This window comes from Collimonas sp. GW821-FHT02H07 (genome assembly GCF_059421505.1).
The window spans coordinates 1-16,805 of record NZ_JBWKVC010000025.1; the positions used below are offsets into that span (position 1 = coordinate 1).

A 16,805-nucleotide genomic window follows, 5' to 3' on the forward strand; every position below is an offset into this window, starting at 1 on the left:
GCCTTTTGATCTGCTTGCTGCAGATAGTTGTTGCTGGCGATGTGGTGGACGGCAATGATCAGGAATTCATTCTTGCCCGCTTCTTCATGGCTGGCAAACGGGCTGGAAGAGAAATGGCCGGTGAGGCGGTACCAGCGTCCTGGCAGCACGTAGCGGTTGTTGCCCGCCGCTTCAAAGTGCTTGCCGGCGGCTTCGATCTCTTCCATGCGCAACCGCGACAGTTTATCGGCATCCTGGGCGCCCTTGACGCCGTAGGCGCCGGCATATTCATAGGATTCGACATCGAGCACATTGCCCTGCTTGTTCAGGGTCGGCACGCCGGCATTGATCGGCACCGGGCTCTTGAAGTTGAAACCGGACAGCGACACCGAACCGGGCACGATCTGCCGCACCGGAGAAAACTCGCCGATACCGTCTTCCTCAAACGCGCCGCCATGGCGCTGGAAGCGGATTTCTGCGCCGCCGTCGATGGGAACGGCCTGGGTCGAGTCATCGGTGATGATGAGCTTGTGGCCTTTGTCCGTGTGTTCGTAGTAGTACAGCAAGCCGGCGGCTTCCAGCCGGCGATGGATGTAGTTATGGTCGCTTTCGTCGAACTGGATGGCGTCCGTCATGACCGGGTCTTCGCCGCTGACGCGGTAGTCCCAATCGGGCAATGTGCCGTAGTCGGCGCAGATACTGTCGATCTGTTCGCGCAGAGTCTTGCCGTGGAAGATGTAGTTGTCCTTGCGCAGGCGCAGGTATTGGATCCAGGGTCCCAGCTTGGCTTGATAAAAGGTGATATTCCCGTCGGTACGCAAGAGACGGAATTCGAAGCAGTAGCCGGAGAAGTAACGCAGGCTGCCGTCGGCTCTCACTAATTCTACGCAGAACAGCTTGCCTTGCAGATCCTTCAGGGCCAGCCCGGCGTCATCGGAGAGCAATTCCACGGTGTAGTCAAAATCGCGCGACAGGCTTTCGACGGCATCGAGCTTGTTCACCAGCAGCTGGGCGTGCGGGCCGTCGTCGTGGGAGAAGGAGAGACGGAGGATGCGCTTGTTCTGGCGGCCGTTGATAAGGCTTTGCAAAGTCTGGATGACGTTATTGCTCATGCGGTATTCCTATGGCAGCACAATATTTCACAGGGGAAATAAACAATGTGATTTTAACAAACTTCTGCAAAATAGGGATTGCTATGTTTCAACACCGGACACAATGCAACAGCTTGGAACAGGTCTTGTATGTGATTTGCTGATCTTTAAGCGATCAATTGCTGACGCCACGCACCAGGCACAGCGCCGTGCAGACGAATCTGTTCGACCGCAGCCAGTTCCTCGCGGCTGCAAAGGGAAATCGCGAAACCATGCTGCGACCAGTTCCGCGCATGCCAGCCAGGTCCTGACTGCAAGCGCAGGCCGCCAGCTACAAGCTCGGGCGATACGCCATCCTCGCTCTGATTCGACATCAGCTTATACAGCGCTTCCTTGGCGCTCCACAGAGCATAAAACGCCTCCACCCTTTCGGCATCAGGACGCCCGGATAACCAGTGGCTCTCCGCAGAGGAAAAAGCGCTGCCGGCAAGCGCTTCAACATCGCGCCCGCCGTCCAGCGCTTCCATATCGATGCCGACAGCCGTATCGGCGCTGGTCGCACAGGCGACCCAGCCGCGGCTGTGCGATAAGCTGAACTGCGGCGTCAACGGGCAAGCGGCCGGCAACCGCAACTGCGGCGCCTTGCCTTGGCGTTCGATGAGCTCGATCGCCTCGAATGCGATGCCGGCCAGCTGTGCGACCGCAAAGCGCAGCAGGACCCGCCCCAGCAGGAATTCGCGCTGGCGCAGCGGCCGCAGAAAACGCCGGTAGCGCAGCAGTTCAGGCTCGCTCAGGCAGGCCAGCATACGCTCGCAGTCATCGTCAGCCAATGCATTCGCATCGAGCAGCCAGATGACGGCGGATCGCACGGCAGGCCTCAATCCAAGCGTTTGAAAATCAGCGAAGTGTTGATGCCGCCAAACGCAAAATTGTTCGACATCACATACTCGCATTGCAGCGCGCGGCCCTGGTCGACAATGTAGTCGAGCTCGGCGCACAGCGGATCGAGCTGCTTCAAATTGATGGTCGGCGCGAACCAGCCGCTGCGCATCATCTCGATGCTGACCCAGGCTTCCAGCGCGCCGCAGGCGCCCAGCGTGTGGCCGGTGTAGCTCTTCAGCGAACTGATGGCGGTATTGCGCGCAAACACGGCGGCGGTGGCGTGCGATTCGGCGATATCGCCCTGCTCGGTGCCGGTGCCGTGGGCATTGATATAGCCGATGGCCGAGGCCGGCAAGCCGGCATCCGCCAGCGCCAGCGTCATCGCAATCTGCATGGTGTCGGCGTTCGGATGAGTGACGTGGCAGCCGTCGCTATTGGTGCCGAAGCCGACGATTTCGGCATACATCCTGGCGCCTCTGGCGCGCGCGTGTTCGAAGTCTTCCAGGATCAGCGTCCCCGCGCCCTCGCCGATCACCAGGCCGTCGCGGCTGCGGTCGAACGGGCTCGGCGTCATGGCCGGCGTATCGTTGCGGATGCTGGTGGCAAACAAGGTGTCGAATACCGCGGCTTCGGTAGCGCACAATTCCTCGGCGCCGCCGGCTACCATCACTTGCTGGCGGCCGCCGCGGATCGCTTCGTAAGCATAGCCGATGCCCTGGCTGCCGGAAGTGCAGGCGCTGGAAGTAGTGATGACGCGGCCGGTGATGCCGAAAAACACGCCGATATTGACTGGCGCCGTATGCGCCATCATCTTGATATAAGTAGTGGCGTTGATGCCGCGCGTGCTGCGCTCTTCCATCATCCGGCCGAAATCGCCGATCGCCGCCGGCGTGCCGGCGGACGAACCGTAGGCGACGCCGCAGACGCCGCTTTTCAGCAAGGGATCGTCGATCAGGCCGGCATCAGCCAAGGCCAGCTCGCTGGCGCGGGTAGCCATCAGCGCCACCCGGCCCATGCTGCGGGTGGTCTTGCGGTTATAGCGCTCCGACAGAGAAAACTCGGCGGCAGGCGCTCCCAGCTGGGTGTTCAAACCATCGTAGTCGGCCCATTCATGCATGCGCACGACGGCGTTGCGATAGCTGCCGAGATGGGCGCGGATGGCGTTCCAGTCATTGCCGATCGGGCTGATGCCGGCCATGCCAGTCACCACCACCCGGCGCGCTGTTGAAACATGCGTCATGCCATGCCTCCGTTCACCGAAATGACCTGGCGCGTGATATAGGCTGCATCCGGATGCAGCAGGAAAGCCACGGCCGCCGCCACTTCCTCCGGCTTGCCGACCCGGCGCGCGGGGATCATCTTGAGCGCTTCGTCCAGCGGCACGTCATCGATCATGTCGGTTTCTATCAGCCCCGGCGCCACGCAATTGACCGTAATGTTGCGCTTGGCCAGTTCGATCGCCAGCGCCTTGGTGGCGCCGATAATGCCGGCTTTGGCGGCGCTGTAGTTGACCTGCCCGCGATTGCCGATCATTCCGGACACCGAAGCCAGCGTCACGATGCGGCCTGCCGCGCGGCGCTGCACCAGCGGCATCACCAGCGGGTTGAGCACGTTGTAGAAGCCGTCCAGGTTGGTCTTCAGCACCAGGTCCCAGTCCTCGCCCGGCATCGCCGGGAACGCATTGTCGCGCGCCACGCCGGCATTGCACACCACGCCGTAATAACAACCGTGCTGCTCGATGTCGGCCAGCAGGATATCCGCCGTGGCCTGGCGATCGCCGATATCGAACTGCAATACGCGCGCCTGCACGCCCAGCTCGCGCACCGTCTGCGCCACCGCATCGGCGGCTGCGCGCTGCTGATGGCAATGCAAGACGACATCGTAGCCGTCGCGCGCCAGCCGCAAAGCGATGGCCTTGCCGATGCCGCGGCTGGAACCGGTCACCAGCACGGTTTTACTCAGCCCGGCAAGCGGGGCCGCAGCCGGACCTGCGGCAATATTCACATCCGACATCATTCAGTACTTCCTTCTAGAAAAACAGCCGCATCAACCGGCTGGAATACGGTAATCGTGGCGCTCGCCAGCTGCTGCGTACTGGTACTGGCCCGGATATGGCATTCGAACGAGCCGATGCCGTTGTCCGCCTGCAGCAGCCTGTGCACCTGCACCTGCAATACGCTGCCGATGGCAAACTCGGCGCAGGCGGCTTCGTAGCGCCGGGTGCCAAGCAGGAAGCCGATCTTGACTTGCTCGCCGCGCTGGCGGGCGGTATAGCCGGCATAGGCGGCGATCGCCTGCGCCATGTACTCGACGCCGACCCAGGCCGGCACGCCGTGCTGCCGGCAAAACAGGCTGTCGGCGCGGATCGTCACCTCGGCCAGCAACTCTTCGGCACCGGCGTGCAGCAGGCGATCCAGCAACACCATCGTGCCGGAATGCGGCAGCAGGCTGCGGATATCCAGGTTTTCAAAGGCTATCGGTTCGCTCATCATTCGCGTCCCAGCAACAGGCTGGCATTGGCGCCGCCAAAGGCAAAGGAGTTGCTCAGGGCCCAGCGCACGGGCCGGCCCAGCCTCGCCCCCAGCGGTTGCAGATTGAGCTGCGGCAGTTGCGCGTCGGCCGTGCCGTCCCACAAATGCGGCGGCAGGCAGCCCTGCGGATTGCTGTCCTGCATCGCCAGCCAGCACAAGCCCGCCTCCACCGCGCCGGCGGCGCCCAAGGCATGGCCGGTGAACGGCTTGGTCGAACTGAGCGCTACCTGGTCGCCGAACAAGGCGGCGATCACGCGCCCTTCCATGGCATCGTTCTGCATCGTCGCCGTGCCATGCAAGTTGATGTAGTCGCATTGCGCCGGCGCCAGGCCGGCGCGCGCCAGCGCCTGTTCGATGGCGCTCCTGGCGCCGTTGCCGGACGGATCGGGCGCAGAAATATGATAGCCGTCGGAAGACTCGCCCCAGCCGCGCAGGCTGACCGTCGCCTCTGCCTTGGTCATCAGGAACAGTGCGGCGCCCTCGCCGATATTGATGCCGTTGCGATTGGCGCTGAAAGGATTGCAGCGGGCGACGCTGACCGATTCCAGCGCGGCAAAGCCGGCCACGGTGAACGCGCACAGCGAATCGACGCCGCCGCTCAGCACGGCGTCGCAGATCCCCATGTTCAGCAGGCGGGCTGCGCTCGCCATTGCCTTGCTGCTCGATGCGCAGGCGCTGGAATGCACATAGGCCGGGCCGCTGACGCCCAGTTCGGCGGCCAGCATGGCTGCCGGCGACGCCATTTCCTGCTGCGCATAGCTGAAATCCGCAGGAAAGCCGCCGTTTGCCCGGCAATAGCGAAAAGCCGCCTCGGTCTGGGCGATGCCCGAAGTACTGGTGCCGAGCACGATCGCCACCCGGTGCGCGCCGAAGCGTTGTATGGCGGCGTCGACCTGCGGCCGGATCTGCGCCAGCGCGGCCAGCGCCAGCTGGTTATTGCGGCTGCGGTGATGCAGAGGCAGGCTCTCGATGTCAGGCAGGACGGCGTCCACGCAACCCAGCGCCAGCTCCCGCTCCGGCGAATGACGGCGCGTCGTGGCGACGCCGCTGTCACCGGCGAACAGGCGGCCGCTGATCCCGGCGTGGGTATCGCCGAGCGCACAGATCATGCCGAGTTGATTGAGATAAACCATGTCTAAGGCGCCGCGGGCGCTACGTTAGTTACCGGACTGGCCGGCACATCGTCGGCGGCATCGCTGACCGAATCGATCGTCAGGCGATAGTGGTAACGCAGATTGTTCAATTCCATCTTGCCGCTCCAGGGCGCCGTCTTGCTGTCCGAACTGTAGTTGATGATCATTACCGGCTCACCCTGCAGCGACAAGGTGCGCGTCAAACCTTGCTGCTGGATGTCCCAGCCTGCCGGCAGCGCCGAACGGATTGCCGCCAGCGGCCACAAGGTCAGCTGAGTGTCTTCCAGCACATCCTCCGCCCGTACCTGGGACGGCAGCATCGGATGACGCCAGGATTGCAAGGCCTCGCCATCATAATGCAGGGTCAGGACGCGCTGGCCGAAAGCCAGTCCGACCATATTGAATTGCTGCTGGTCGATCTCCAGCGCAGCATCCAGCTGGTCGGTGCGGCCATTGCGCTCCACCGTCAGATGCTGCTGCAGGCTGATATTGGCGCCCAGCGTCGCCGGCGCCAGCTTCAGCCCAAGCCGGGCTGGAGCCAGCGCCTGGCTGGCCGGCTGCGTCGTGCAGGCAGCCAGCAGCAGCGCGCTCAACGACAAGCCGAGCCAGCGCCGGCCGGCAAGCTGAAAGCAGCCTAGCTGCATATTTCCTCCAGCGTATTGAGGCGACGCTTGCTCTCCTTGACATACGGATTGCTCTCGTCCCAGGCATAGCCGGCCAGGATGGCGGCGATCATGCGGCGCACCTCCGGCTGCTGACCTTCATAAAAGATCACTTTCTGGAAGCCACCGGAATACCAGGATTCGACAAAAGTGCGGAAAGCGTCCACGCCCTTTTTCAAGGGTATTGCATATTCTTTCTCCCAATCGACGGCTTCGCCGGCAAACTGGCGCTGCAAGGCTGCGGCGGCCAGGCTGGCCGACTTGACGGCAATCGTCACGCCGGAAGAAAACACCGGATCGAGGAACTCGCCGGCATTGCCCAGCAAGGCATAGCCTTTGCCCCACAGGGACTTGACGTTGGCCGAGTAGCCGACGATCTGGCGCGCCGGCGTATCCCAGCGCGCATTTTTCAGCAGCGCGCGCGAGGCCGGGTCCTGCATCACCAGTTCCTGCAGGCGCTCGGTTTCGCTGCCCTTGAACTGCTCCAGGAACTTGGTTTCCGCCACCACGCCGATAGAACAGCGGCCGCCGGCAAACGGAATCAGCCAGTACCAGACATTGCAATGCTCCGGATGGACCGTGATGCGGATCTTGTTGCGGTCGAATCCGCCGGCGGCGACGCCGTCCTCGATATGCGTGAAAATCGCGCCGCGCACCGGAAAATTCGACGGCGTTTCCAGTTGCAGCAGCTTCGGCAAGACACGGCCAAAACCGCTGGCGTCCAGCACAAAGCCTGCTTCCACGATGTATTCGCTGCCGTCGGCGTGACGCACGGTGACGCGCGGCTTCGCTCCTTCTTGATCGAATGCAGTGACGGTGTGCTGGTAACGCACTTCGGCGCCCTGGCGTTCAGCCTCATTCGCCAGCACCTGGTCGAAATGGGCGCGCTGCACCTGATAGGTAGTGCCCCAGCCGGCTGAGTGCTTGTCGCGGAAATCGAAGTCGGTATAGCGCTCGCCGCGGACAAAGGCGGCGCCGTTCTTGTACTGGAAGCCGGCTTCCACCACGGCCTTCAGCATGCCGGCTTGTTCCAGGTACTCCATGCTTTGCGGCAGCAGGCTTTCGCCGATGCTGAAACGCGGGAACTGTTCGCGCTCCAGCACCAGGACCTGGCGCCCCTGCTTCAACAGCAAGGCCGCCGCCACCGCTCCGGCTGGACCTGCGCCGATGACCAGAACATCACATTGCTCAACTCTTGTATGCATTATTGTTTTTCTTCCCTTGGTGAATCTTGGCTAAAACATGGTGCGATCATCCAGACAACCGCAATCCCGATCAACATCGTAAATCCGAAAGCATGCAGCGGCGGCGTTCCCGACAGCGCCAGCAAGCCGAACGACAGCAAGGCGCTGGCGGCCGACAAGCCTACCGTCAGCCAGGCGAAGCGATCACGCTGCATGCTTTGTTCCTGCAGGAAAATGCCGTAGTCGACGCCCAGGCCGAGAATCAGCATCAGCGCCAGCACATGGAACAACTGCAAGGGCTGGCCGATGACGCCCAGCAAAGCCAGGGTGGCGATGCTGGCCACGGCCGGCGGCGCCAGCACGCGCCAGGCGGCAAAGCGGTAGCGTGAAAACAGCAGCAGAAAGATCGCGGCATAGGCGCCGAGCAAGACCCAGCCCATGTATTGCCGGTAGTGCCCCAGCACCGAGGATATTTCACTGACCTTGTCGACCCACTGCACGCCGTCGAGCTGTTCGCCAGCCTGTTTCAGCAGCGGCAGATTGGCGTAGTTGCTGACGCCGCGCAAAGCGACGATGCTGGCGTAGACGCTGCCCTGAGGGCTGTCCACCTGGCCCAGCCAGAGATGGCGCGACGGTTCGCTGGCCGCGGTTTTCAGGAACGCTTCCGGGGTCAGCGCCTGGCCGCCGTTGGCGCTGGCGGCGCCGCTCAGCGCGCGTTCGCGCATCTGCCTGATCCAGCTGTCGTCCTCGCCCAGCTGCGCCGCCAGCGCCTTCAAGGGACCGTCCGGCGCCAGCAGCGCTTGCGTCACCAGGCTGCGGTTGGCTTGCTGCGCCTGCATCGAAGGCGTCCAGTTAGACATGGCCTGATAGCCGCTGATGATGCGGCCGGCGACCAGCGGTTCGAGTTTCTGCTTGAGGACTTCCTCGCGCTGCAATACCTGCTCCGCACTGGCGCCGCGCACCAGGTAGAACTGCACCGGGGTGGGCGCATCGAGCAGCTTGCCGAGCTTGATCTGGTCCGCCAGCAGCGCCTTGGGCGGTGTCTGCAATGAGCGGATATCGTCGTTCACTTTCAGGCGCGCTATGCCGCCGAATGCAAATGCAGCGAACAACAGAGCCGCCAGCAAGGTCGCCCGGTTCCATTGCAGCAAGGGCCAATGGCGGCGCGTCTGGCCGAACCAGGCGGCAAAGCTGGAACCGTTCAGCGTCGAGGCGCTCACCAGCGCCGGAAACCAGAAAACCACGGTGAGCCAGGCGAATAGCAAGCCGATCACGGAAAACAGCGCCATCTGCCGCAAGCCGGGAAACGGCGTCAGCGCCAGGCCGACATAGCCGATCACAGCGGCAGCCAGCGTCAGCAGCAGGCCCGGCATCAGGCGCCGCAGCAGCCGCCAGGAATCGAGCTTGCGATCGGCCGCCGTTCTGCTGCACAAAAAGTAGATGCCATAATCCTGCGCCACGCCGATCAGGCTGGCGCCGAACACCAGCGTCAGCAAGTGCACTTGCCCAAAGATCAGCCAGCACAGGGAAAACGCGGCCAGGCAGCCGACCGCGATCGACAGCATGATCAGGACTATCGGCCGCAGCGAGCGGAAAGTCAGCCACATCAGCAGGATGATTCCGAGCAGCGAGCCGATGCCGATAGTCGACATTTCATCGCTGGCCTGGGCGCTGCCGGCGCCCGCATGCAGCACCACGCCGGCGCTGACCAGTTCCACCGATGGCACCGCCTGGCGCGCGGCGGCGCCGGCCTGCTCCAGCAAGGGCAAGATGGCGCGCTGGGTGGCCATCGAAAACGCAGGCTGGCGCAAGGTCATCAACAGCACAATATAGGGACGGCCTTTATCTTCCACGAACAGATAGCCGTCGCGCGGGCGCACCGGGGTTTCCTGCGCGCGCGCCTGCACCCAGCCGCTGAACAAGCCGAAGGGATCGTCTTGCCAGGCGCCCAGCTTGGGGCCGGAAAACGGGCTGTACAGCTGCTGCAATGCGGTGTCGGCCCAATACTTGGAGGGCTGCTGGCGCAGCGCGGCCTGCTGCGCCGGCGTCAGCAGGCTGAGCCGCATCTGCTGCGACGGCGCAAGCCAGTCCTGCTGGCTTTGCTCCGACAACTGCATGCCGGTTTGCAGCAAAGCGGCATGCTTGGCCAGCACCGCGTTGTAGGCATCGGCGGCGGTACGGGCATGTTCCCAGTCATCGGCGCCGACCAGCACGATGACGCGCTGCTGGGCAGCGTCGACCATATGCGTGAAAGCTTGCTGCAAGACCGGATCGCGCTGCTGTACCGGCAGTAGCGCCATGATATCGGTATCCGGCACCACGCCCTTGCCCAGCCACAGATAGGCGTTATGCGCCAGCAGCAAGGCCACCGCCAGCGCCCAGGGCAACGCAAAAATCAGCGCCAGCCGTCTGGACCACCTGTATGCCGGCTTCGCCTCTGTGGCGGGATTACTCAAGCGCCGCCCCTTCTTCCGCTGTCATGGCGCTGCTGCCGCTTTGCAGGCCGGAAAAGCTGATTTCAGTGCGGTCGCCGCTGGCTTCATTGATGGTGACCGTCTTCACATAGGCGCCGCCGCTCAACGCCAGCGTGCCGATCGCCTTGGCCAGCGCCGGCTGGCGTGCTTTCAAGGCCACGTTCCAGCTATTGCCGGTGACGCTGCCATCCAGTTCAAACAGGGTTTCCAGCTGACTCAGATCGCCGGCCAGCAATGAAAACAGCACGCCGTTGATCATCTTCACCACCGGCTCCTGCTTGGCGTCCATGCGCATGGCGACGCGGTCGCCCTGCATCTGCACGATTTCGTCGCGCTTCAGCCGCAGCGTATTGGGAAACGGCTGCAAGGTGCGCCACAAGACGCCCTTGCCGTTCACCACGCAGAAACGGCCGTTGGACAGCAGCGGCTTCTTGATGCCGACCAGCTGCTTGCTTTGATCGAAACGGCCGCACAGGACCGGCGGCCGCGCCAGCATCGCCTGGATTTTGTCGACCGGAGCGGCGGCATATGCGGAGCACGCCGAAGCAGCTAACAGGACGGCCATGAGAATGTTGCGTGCGCTGCTTACGTTGTTTGCGCTGTTTACTTTCATGCTGGTTCGATTCCTAGTTTTTGAAATAACACCGGCGGCGAGGCAAAGCACATTTCGCGGGTTGCCATATCCACCGCCACCTGGGTGGTGGTGCCGCGGCTCAGGCGCTGGCCACTGGCGCTGTCGCTGATCACATACTCGATCCGCAGGCGGTTTTCCCATTCGATGATGGCGGCGCTGACCTTGATGCGCTGACCGAAGGTCGCCGGGTGGGCGTAACGCAGATGCAGGTCGATGATCGGCCAGATGTAGCCGGACGCCTGCATTTGCGGATAGTTGTAAGCGATCGTATCGAGCAGCGCGCAACGGGCCACTTCCAGATACTTGACGTAGTTGCCGTGCCAGACGACTTCCATCGGATCGAGATCGTAGAACTGCACCTGCAATTCCACTTCGGCCGACCAGCGGCTGCGCGGTTTGTCGTTGCGTATCGTCATGTTCTTACTCGTACAGCTGCCAGTGCTGCAGGCGCAAGCGTTCCAGCAAGCGGCGCAGATCGGGTTCCAGCATGCGGTCTTCCCGGATCACGTCGACATCCACAGCCAGCAACTCCATCATCTGCTGCAGCTTGTGTTGCGGCTGGGCCGCGCCATCCTGGCGGCTGCGCAGCCAGACGCCCTGGCGCACGCTGATCAGCAAGGCTGCCACCACCTGCTCGGTCAATTGCAGCACGCGCAGGCAATCGCGGGCGGCGATGGTGCCCATGCTGACCTTGTCCTGGTTGTGGCATTCGGTGGAACGGGAAAACACCGAAGCCGGCATGGTTTGCTTGAGCGCTTCGGCGGTCCAGGCAGACGCGCTGATCTGCAGCGCTTTCAAGCCATGGTTGATGCTGGCGCGCGGCCCTTCCGCGCCGGACAGATTGGCCGGCAAGCCATGGTTGTAGCGGCTGTCGACCAGCAAGGCCATCTGCCGGTCCAGCAGGTCGGCGATATTGGCGACCGCATTCTTCATGCTGTCCATGGCGAAGGCGATATGGCCGCCGTAGAAATGGCCGCCGTGCAGCACGCGTTCGTTTTCGCCATCGATGATGGGATTGTCGTTGGCGCTGTTGAGTTCGTTTTCAATCGATTCGCGCATCCACGGCAAGGCATCCGCCAGCACGCCGATCACATGCGGCGCGCAGCGGATCGAATAGCGGTCCTGCAGGCGCTTCTGGTTGCGCGGGGCATCGCTGGTCGGCAGATCCTGGCGCAGCCAGGCGGCCACCCGCTGCTGGCCAGCGTGCGGCTTGACCGCAAACAGCGTTTCATCGAAATGATGGGCATTGCCATCCAGCGCAAAGCTGGCCATGGCGGTGATGCGGGTGGCGATAAGCACCAGGTATGCGGCGCGATCGTAAGCCAGGCAAGCCAGGGCGGTCATGACGGCGGTGCCGTTCATGATCGCCAGCCCTTCTTTCGGCCGCAGACGCAGCGGCGTGATGCCGGCCGCGGCCAGGGCTTCGGCGGCAGGCACCTTGGCGCCGTCGCGCCAGACTTCGCGCTCGCCGCACAGCACGGCGGCCAGGTAGGACAAGGGCGTGAGGTCGCCGCTGGCGCCGACCGAGCCTTCGGATGGGATCAGCGGCAGCAAGTCCTCTTTCAGCAGACGCGTGATCTGCTCCAGCAAGCCGACGCTGACGCCGGAATAGCCTTTGCTGAGCGATGCCAGCCGCGCGGCCATGATGGCGCGCGTCTGCGGCGGGCTGAACAGCTCGCCCAGGCCGCAGCCGTGGTAGGTGTACAGGTGATGCGGCAGCTCCGGAATCAGTTCGGCCGGCACGTTGACGGTGCAGGAATCGCCGTAACCGGTGGTGACGCCGTAGATGGTGCCGTCTTCGCGCAACAAGCGGTCCAGGAAATCGGCGCCGCGGGTAATCGCGGCACGGAACGCCGGCGCCTCGGACAGAGTCACCTGCGCCTCGCCCGCGGCGATGGCGACGATATCTTCAATCGTCAGGCGTCCCTGGTCGAAACAGATGGCGCGGCGTTCGTCCGCTGCGGCCGGCAAAGGGAGATCTTTCAGTTCAGCGAGATGCATCTTTATATCCAGATAATTGCCAGAAGTCGTAGAAGTTGAACCATTGCAGCGGAGCTCTCAGGCAAAAGTGCTCCAGCCTTGCCGCGTACGCGGCCGCCAGTTCATTGAGGACCATGTCGCGCTCCTTGCGCGGCAGCCGGATGGCTTCCCGGAACAATTCGAAATGGCATTCGGAATGGCCGTTCTTGGTCATCGAAAACAGCAGATAGACCGGGCATTGCAGCAGGCTGGCCAGCACATAGGGGCCGACCGGAAAGGCTGCGGTTTTACCGAGGAAGGAGGCGCGCGCCACCCGCGGCGCGGCCGACACCGGAATGCGATCGCCGGCGATGGCGACGAATTCGCCGCGCCCGACTTTTTCCGCCAGGATCATGGCGGTAGCCGGTGTCATCTCGCTGACCTGCATCAAGTTAAGCTGGCTGTCCGGATCGAGTTTTGCCAGCAGGCGGTTGAACGCCTGCGCATGCTTGGTATGCACCAGCACGGTGATCCGCAGCGCCTGCCGCTGCCTGGACAGCACCCGGCACAACTCCAGGTTGCCCAGGTGCGCACAGATCAGCAGGCCGCCGCGCTGCGCCTGTATGTTCTCCAGCATCCGTTCGCGGCCGAATGAAACGACCTCGGCAGTCTTGAACAGGCCGCCCCAGAGCAGCATCTTGTCGAGGATGTTTTCAGCAAAGGAAGCGAAATGCTGGAACACGCCGCGCAGGCCCGGCCGGATCCGGTTGATCCTGCCGACCGCCGGATCGAAGGCGCACAAACGCTGCAAATAACTCATGGAGGCATGCCGCGCCGCCGGCTTGCTCAGCAAATACCATCCCAGCACCGGATACAAGGCCATGCGGAAAGGCCAGCGGCCGGCAATGCGGTAAACCCAGAACAGCAACCGCATGCCGCCGACAAAGCTGGCTTCATTGATCTGCGCCCAGTGCTGCTGCGCTTGCTGCGTGCTCATGCCACACCTCGCCTGGGCAGCAGGCGGCGCGCCAGCAAACGCGGTGCGCGCCACAGCATGCCGAAGAACAGCGTCGCATGCAGGCGCGAGATCAGGAGATTGTCGAGGCCGGCGCGGAAATGCGAGACGCCGTCCAGCGGATAGGCAACCCGGGTCGGCAGATTGACGATGGCAACGCCGTCCCAGTACAAGCGCACCAGCACTTCGATATCGAAATTCATGCGTTCGCCCAGCTGCCTGCGCTGCGCCAGGCGGATCAGGGACGGCAAGGGATAGACACGGAAACCGCACATCGAATCCTTGATATCCAGCGACAGCGTATTGATCCAGACCCATACATGGGTCAGATAGCGGGCATACAAGCGTACGGTGGGCACGCTGTCGTCGTATTGCGGACAGCCGGCGATCAGGCTGTGCGGCGCGGCGGCGGCATGCTGCAGGAAACGCGGGATGTCGTCGGTGCAATGCTGGCCGTCGGCATCGATTTGCAGCGCGTGGCTGAAGCCGGCGGCGGCGGCATGCTGGACGCCGGTCAATACCGCCCCGCCCTTGCCGCGGTTGACGGCATGGCGCAGCAAGGTGATGCGCTGCGGATCGGCGCCGGCCAGCGCATCGAGCACCGCGGCGCATGACGCCGAACTGGCATCGTCCACCAGCACGCACGGCAAGTCATGGGCCAGCACCGCGGCCACTACCGCGCCGATGGCTTGTTCGTGGTTGTATACCGGGATCACTGCGCACGGCGTGAATTGCCCCGGATCGGCCCCGATACCGGGTTCAGCAAGATATTCAGCCCGAGACATGGGCGCCTCCAAAAGCGATACGGCCGCCGGCATGCTGGCCGGCGGCAGAGAACATGCGGAATGACAAGCTGTTTTTTTGCAGATCGTGCTGCAGCTCCAGCTGCACCACCATGCCAGGCGTGATCACGCGCTGGAACTTCAGCGCCTGCATGCCGAGGAATTGCGGCGCCAGTGCAAAGTATTCGCGGCCGTAGCTGACGGCCCAGTCGACCTGCACCACGCCAGGCAGAATCGGCGCTTCGGCGAAATGGCCGTCGAAGTACAGGAGATCGGCCGGCACCGCCAGCTCCAGCAACACTCTGAGCGGCTCCTGCTCCAGCAGGCGCATAGCCGGCAAGACGGGCCGCTTGATCGCCGCCGGCGCTTCTGGCGACTCAAACAGCGCCAACAAATCGGCGCGGGTGGTCTTGCCCTGCGCATTGAGCGGCAAGGCTTCCAGATAGCGCCAGCTGCGCGGCAGCGCCACCGGCTCGACCGCGTGCGCCATGCCGTCGCGCAGCTGGCGGTTCAAGGCCAGCTTGCCTTGCGCCGCCAGAATCTGACCGCCAAGCGCGGACAGCACCACGAAAGCGGCAATCCGCTGGCGGGGCTGGGATGGCGACTGATCCAGCAGCAGGACTTTGGCATCGGCCACCGCGGCCTGCGCTTTGAGCTGGCGTTCCAGCGCATCCAGGGAAATGCGCTTTTCTTCGACTTTGACAATCCGGTCCACTCTTCCCTGCAGGCGGAAGCGCCGCTGGTCGAGCGCTTGCACCTGGTCGGCCATTGCATACCATTCAGTGTCCGGCAGATGCGGCGAACGGATTTCCAGCAGTTCCTGGCCGGCCGCTACGCGCCATGCAATCGCCGGCATGACCTGCCAGCTGTCATCGTCGCTGCTGCGCTGGCGCCAGGCGACGCCACCGGTTTCCGAACTGCCATACACTTCAATCGGGACAGATCCCAGCAAACGCCCAGCTTCGGCCGCCACGTCCGGCGGCAGCGGGCCGCCGGAGGAAAAGATGGCGCGCATGGCCGCCAGCGACGAAGCGTTCTGCGCGGAAGCCAGCTCGGCCGGCAGCCGCTTTAGATGGGCCGGGCTGGAAATCAGGGCAAATGGACCGCCAGCCGGCTGCAGCTCTTCCAAGTAATTGATCTGCTGCGCATGTATCGCGCGCCGCTGACTCACAGGCCATAGCACCTTGAACAGCAAGCCGTATATATGCTGGTGCGAGACGGTGGCGAAGATGCCGGCGTCGCCGATGCGTTCGCCGAACAGTTGTTCGAGGGTAGCCACTTCCGTAGCCAGCTGCGAGAGGAATTTCGGCACCGCTTGCGGTTCGCCGGTGCTGCCGGAGGTGAAGATCACCAGTCCGGGAAAATCCGGCTGCAGCGCCTTGAAGCCGTGCTTTATGGGCTGCTCGCTTGTGGCGGCGATTGTCAATGGCGCATATTGCGGCGGGAATTCGCCGAGGTAACCGTCCACCAGCGTGTCCAGATTGGCGCAGGTGGCGGGCAGCACGTCGCCCGGCAGATAAACCGTCTTGCCAGCCTGCCAGGCGCCAAACAGGATGCCGGCGAAATGCGCACTGTCGCTGGAGTACAGGGCGAAGCGGCTGCCAGGCTGGCGCGCCAGCATATTGCGCCAGGCGGCGGCCTGCGCCAGAAAATAATCCCAGCTCAGCGCGCGGCCGTCGCGCCAGGCAAACGGCCGTTCATCAGCGCAGTCCGAGGGCTCGCTCAGCAGCGTCAGCAGATTGCGCGGATCAGACATGCTGGCCGTCCTGCCGCAGGCTGGCTTGCGCTTCAAGCCTGGAATGGCGGCGCTTGACCAGCATGCGCACCAGATATTCGCCGGCGAACAGGCTGCCCATCAGCACGTAGGCAACTACGCCGTTGTACAAAGACCAGAGCGTGGCCGAAGCCCACAGCGCGGTCGCCAGCGCCAGCGCGCCGTTGAGGACAAAAAAACCGCACCATACCTGCGTCACGCGGCGCGTATAGGCAACCGCATAAGCAGGTAAGGCGGGATCGCTCAGGCGCGCCATGCGTTCGATGATCGATGGCGGCATGTACAAGCTGTAACCGAACAAGGCCAGCATGCCAAGATTGACCAGCACCGGATACAGCTTCAAGGGCAGCAAGGCATTATTCCAGATGGCTACCGCTGCCAGCAGCAAGGCGCCGGCCAGCCACCAGCGGCTGGCGCGGTTGATCTTCAGCGTCGGCAGGCGTGTTGCGGCCGCCAGCACCAGCAGCAAGGCCAGCAGGCGCGGCTCAACATGGCCGTGCCCCAGCCAGATCGCGAGCGGATAGAGCAAGGTGACCAGCACGCTGACAGCGGTCGGCACGAGGCGCCAGAAATTCTGCATGGTATTCCTAGTGGACTGTAACAGCCGAATCGAGAGTGAAGGATGCGTATCCGGCGCGCAGGGCAAGGCGCACAGCGGAGCAATAGCAGGACTATTGCGAGCATGTGCAACGCTGCCATGCGCGT

At 63.4% G+C, this 16,805-nt stretch carries 16 protein-coding genes; all 16 read right to left on the reverse strand.

All coding sequences use genetic code 11. From position 1 onward, the window contains the following. Positions 1-1,091: type VI secretion system Vgr family protein (locus tag AC07V8_RS24385; RefSeq protein WP_494680883.1), on the reverse strand; the 1,091-nt coding region annotated here is incomplete at its 3' end. 146 nt (positions 1,092-1,237) lie between these two features. Further along, positions 1,238-1,939 carry a 4'-phosphopantetheinyl transferase family protein gene (locus AC07V8_RS24390; protein WP_494680884.1) on the reverse strand — a complete coding sequence of 234 codons (702 nt, stop codon included), beginning with the start codon at positions 1,937-1,939 and terminating at the stop codon, positions 1,238-1,240. 8 nt (positions 1,940-1,947) lie between these two features. Beyond that, the gene (locus tag AC07V8_RS24395) at positions 1,948-3,192 is read right to left on the reverse strand and encodes a beta-ketoacyl-ACP synthase (RefSeq protein WP_494680885.1); all 1,245 of its coding nucleotides are present in this window, start codon (positions 3,190-3,192) and stop codon (positions 1,948-1,950) included. Then, on the reverse strand, positions 3,189-3,965 hold the full coding sequence (gene fabG / locus AC07V8_RS24400) for a 3-oxoacyl-ACP reductase FabG (protein WP_494680915.1): 777 nt from the start codon (positions 3,963-3,965) through the stop codon (positions 3,189-3,191). Before fabG ends, AC07V8_RS24395 begins: the two co-directional genes overlap by 4 nt. Further along, positions 3,965-4,441 (reverse strand): hotdog family protein, encoded by a 477-nt coding sequence (locus AC07V8_RS24405; protein WP_494680886.1) that lies wholly within the window; start codon positions 4,439-4,441, stop codon positions 3,965-3,967. The genes fabG and AC07V8_RS24405 overlap by 1 nt, the downstream gene beginning before the upstream one ends. Then, positions 4,441-5,616: a beta-ketoacyl-ACP synthase gene (locus tag AC07V8_RS24410; RefSeq protein ID WP_494680887.1), complete on the reverse strand. Its 1,176-nt coding sequence runs from the start codon at positions 5,614-5,616 to the stop codon at positions 4,441-4,443. The genes AC07V8_RS24405 and AC07V8_RS24410 overlap by 1 nt, the downstream gene beginning before the upstream one ends. A 2-nt stretch (positions 5,617-5,618) precedes the next feature. Further along, a complete protein-coding gene (locus tag AC07V8_RS24415; protein ID WP_494680888.1) occupies positions 5,619-6,260 on the reverse strand; it encodes a DUF3261 domain-containing protein in 642 nt (213 codons plus the stop codon). After that, a complete protein-coding gene (locus AC07V8_RS24420; protein ID WP_494680889.1) occupies positions 6,251-7,483 on the reverse strand; it encodes an NAD(P)/FAD-dependent oxidoreductase in 1,233 nt (410 codons plus the stop codon). Before AC07V8_RS24420 ends, AC07V8_RS24415 begins: the two co-directional genes overlap by 10 nt. Beyond that, on the reverse strand, positions 7,483-9,867 hold the full coding sequence (locus AC07V8_RS24425) for an MMPL family transporter (protein ID WP_494680916.1): 2,385 nt from the start codon (positions 9,865-9,867) through the stop codon (positions 7,483-7,485). Before AC07V8_RS24425 ends, AC07V8_RS24420 begins: the two co-directional genes overlap by 1 nt. A 43-nt stretch (positions 9,868-9,910) precedes the next feature. Beyond that, complete coding sequence (locus tag AC07V8_RS24430; protein ID WP_494680890.1) at positions 9,911-10,501, reverse strand: outer membrane lipoprotein carrier protein LolA; 591 nt, start codon at positions 10,499-10,501, stop codon at positions 9,911-9,913. Between the two features lie 44 nt (positions 10,502-10,545). Next, a complete protein-coding gene (locus AC07V8_RS24435; protein WP_494680891.1) occupies positions 10,546-10,986 on the reverse strand; it encodes an acyl-CoA thioesterase in 441 nt (146 codons plus the stop codon). Positions 10,987-10,990: 4 nt separating this feature from the next. Beyond that, positions 10,991-12,571, reverse strand: a complete 1,581-nt coding sequence (locus tag AC07V8_RS24440; protein WP_494680892.1) for an HAL/PAL/TAL family ammonia-lyase — start codon at positions 12,569-12,571, stop codon at positions 10,991-10,993. Next, complete coding sequence (locus tag AC07V8_RS24445) at positions 12,558-13,526, reverse strand: lysophospholipid acyltransferase family protein (protein ID WP_494680893.1); 969 nt, start codon at positions 13,524-13,526, stop codon at positions 12,558-12,560. The genes AC07V8_RS24440 and AC07V8_RS24445 overlap by 14 nt, the downstream gene beginning before the upstream one ends. Continuing rightward, entirely contained in the window at positions 13,523-14,329 is an 807-nt protein-coding gene (locus AC07V8_RS24450) for a glycosyltransferase family 2 protein (RefSeq protein WP_494680894.1), read from the reverse strand. Before AC07V8_RS24450 ends, AC07V8_RS24445 begins: the two co-directional genes overlap by 4 nt. Next, positions 14,316-16,082 (reverse strand): ApeI family dehydratase, encoded by a 1,767-nt coding sequence (locus tag AC07V8_RS24455; RefSeq protein ID WP_494680895.1) that lies wholly within the window; start codon positions 16,080-16,082, stop codon positions 14,316-14,318. Before AC07V8_RS24455 ends, AC07V8_RS24450 begins: the two co-directional genes overlap by 14 nt. After that, complete coding sequence (locus AC07V8_RS24460; RefSeq protein ID WP_494680896.1) at positions 16,075-16,680, reverse strand: COG4648 family protein; 606 nt, start codon at positions 16,678-16,680, stop codon at positions 16,075-16,077. The genes AC07V8_RS24455 and AC07V8_RS24460 overlap by 8 nt, the downstream gene beginning before the upstream one ends. Between the last annotated feature and the right edge of the window lie 125 nt (positions 16,681-16,805).

Bases quoted from the DNA above. Each gene is read 5' to 3' on its own strand.
- AC07V8_RS24395 (WP_494680885.1), bottom strand. From the start codon at position 3,192: ATGACGCATGTTTCAACAGCGCGCCGGGTGGTGGTGACTGGCATGGCC.
- fabG (WP_494680915.1), bottom strand. From the start codon at position 3,965: ATGTCGGATGTGAATATTGCCGCAGGTCCGGCTGCGGCCCCGCTTGCC.
- AC07V8_RS24405 (WP_494680886.1), bottom strand. From the start codon at position 4,441: ATGAGCGAACCGATAGCCTTTGAAAACCTGGATATCCGCAGCCTGCTG.
- AC07V8_RS24410 (WP_494680887.1), bottom strand. From the start codon at position 5,616: ATGGTTTATCTCAATCAACTCGGCATGATCTGTGCGCTCGGCGATACC.
- AC07V8_RS24415 (WP_494680888.1), bottom strand. From the start codon at position 6,260: ATGCAGCTAGGCTGCTTTCAGCTTGCCGGCCGGCGCTGGCTCGGCTTG.
- AC07V8_RS24420 (WP_494680889.1), bottom strand. From the start codon at position 7,483: ATGCATACAAGAGTTGAGCAATGTGATGTTCTGGTCATCGGCGCAGGT.
- AC07V8_RS24430 (WP_494680890.1), bottom strand. From the start codon at position 10,501: ATGGCCGTCCTGTTAGCTGCTTCGGCGTGCTCCGCATATGCCGCCGCT.
- AC07V8_RS24435 (WP_494680891.1), bottom strand. From the start codon at position 10,986: ATGACGATACGCAACGACAAACCGCGCAGCCGCTGGTCGGCCGAAGTG.
- AC07V8_RS24440 (WP_494680892.1), bottom strand. From the start codon at position 12,571: ATGCATCTCGCTGAACTGAAAGATCTCCCTTTGCCGGCCGCAGCGGAC.
- AC07V8_RS24445 (WP_494680893.1), bottom strand. From the start codon at position 13,526: ATGAGCACGCAGCAAGCGCAGCAGCACTGGGCGCAGATCAATGAAGCC.
- AC07V8_RS24450 (WP_494680894.1), bottom strand. From the start codon at position 14,329: ATGTCTCGGGCTGAATATCTTGCTGAACCCGGTATCGGGGCCGATCCG.
- AC07V8_RS24455 (WP_494680895.1), bottom strand. From the start codon at position 16,082: ATGTCTGATCCGCGCAATCTGCTGACGCTGCTGAGCGAGCCCTCGGAC.
- AC07V8_RS24460 (WP_494680896.1), bottom strand. From the start codon at position 16,680: ATGCAGAATTTCTGGCGCCTCGTGCCGACCGCTGTCAGCGTGCTGGTC.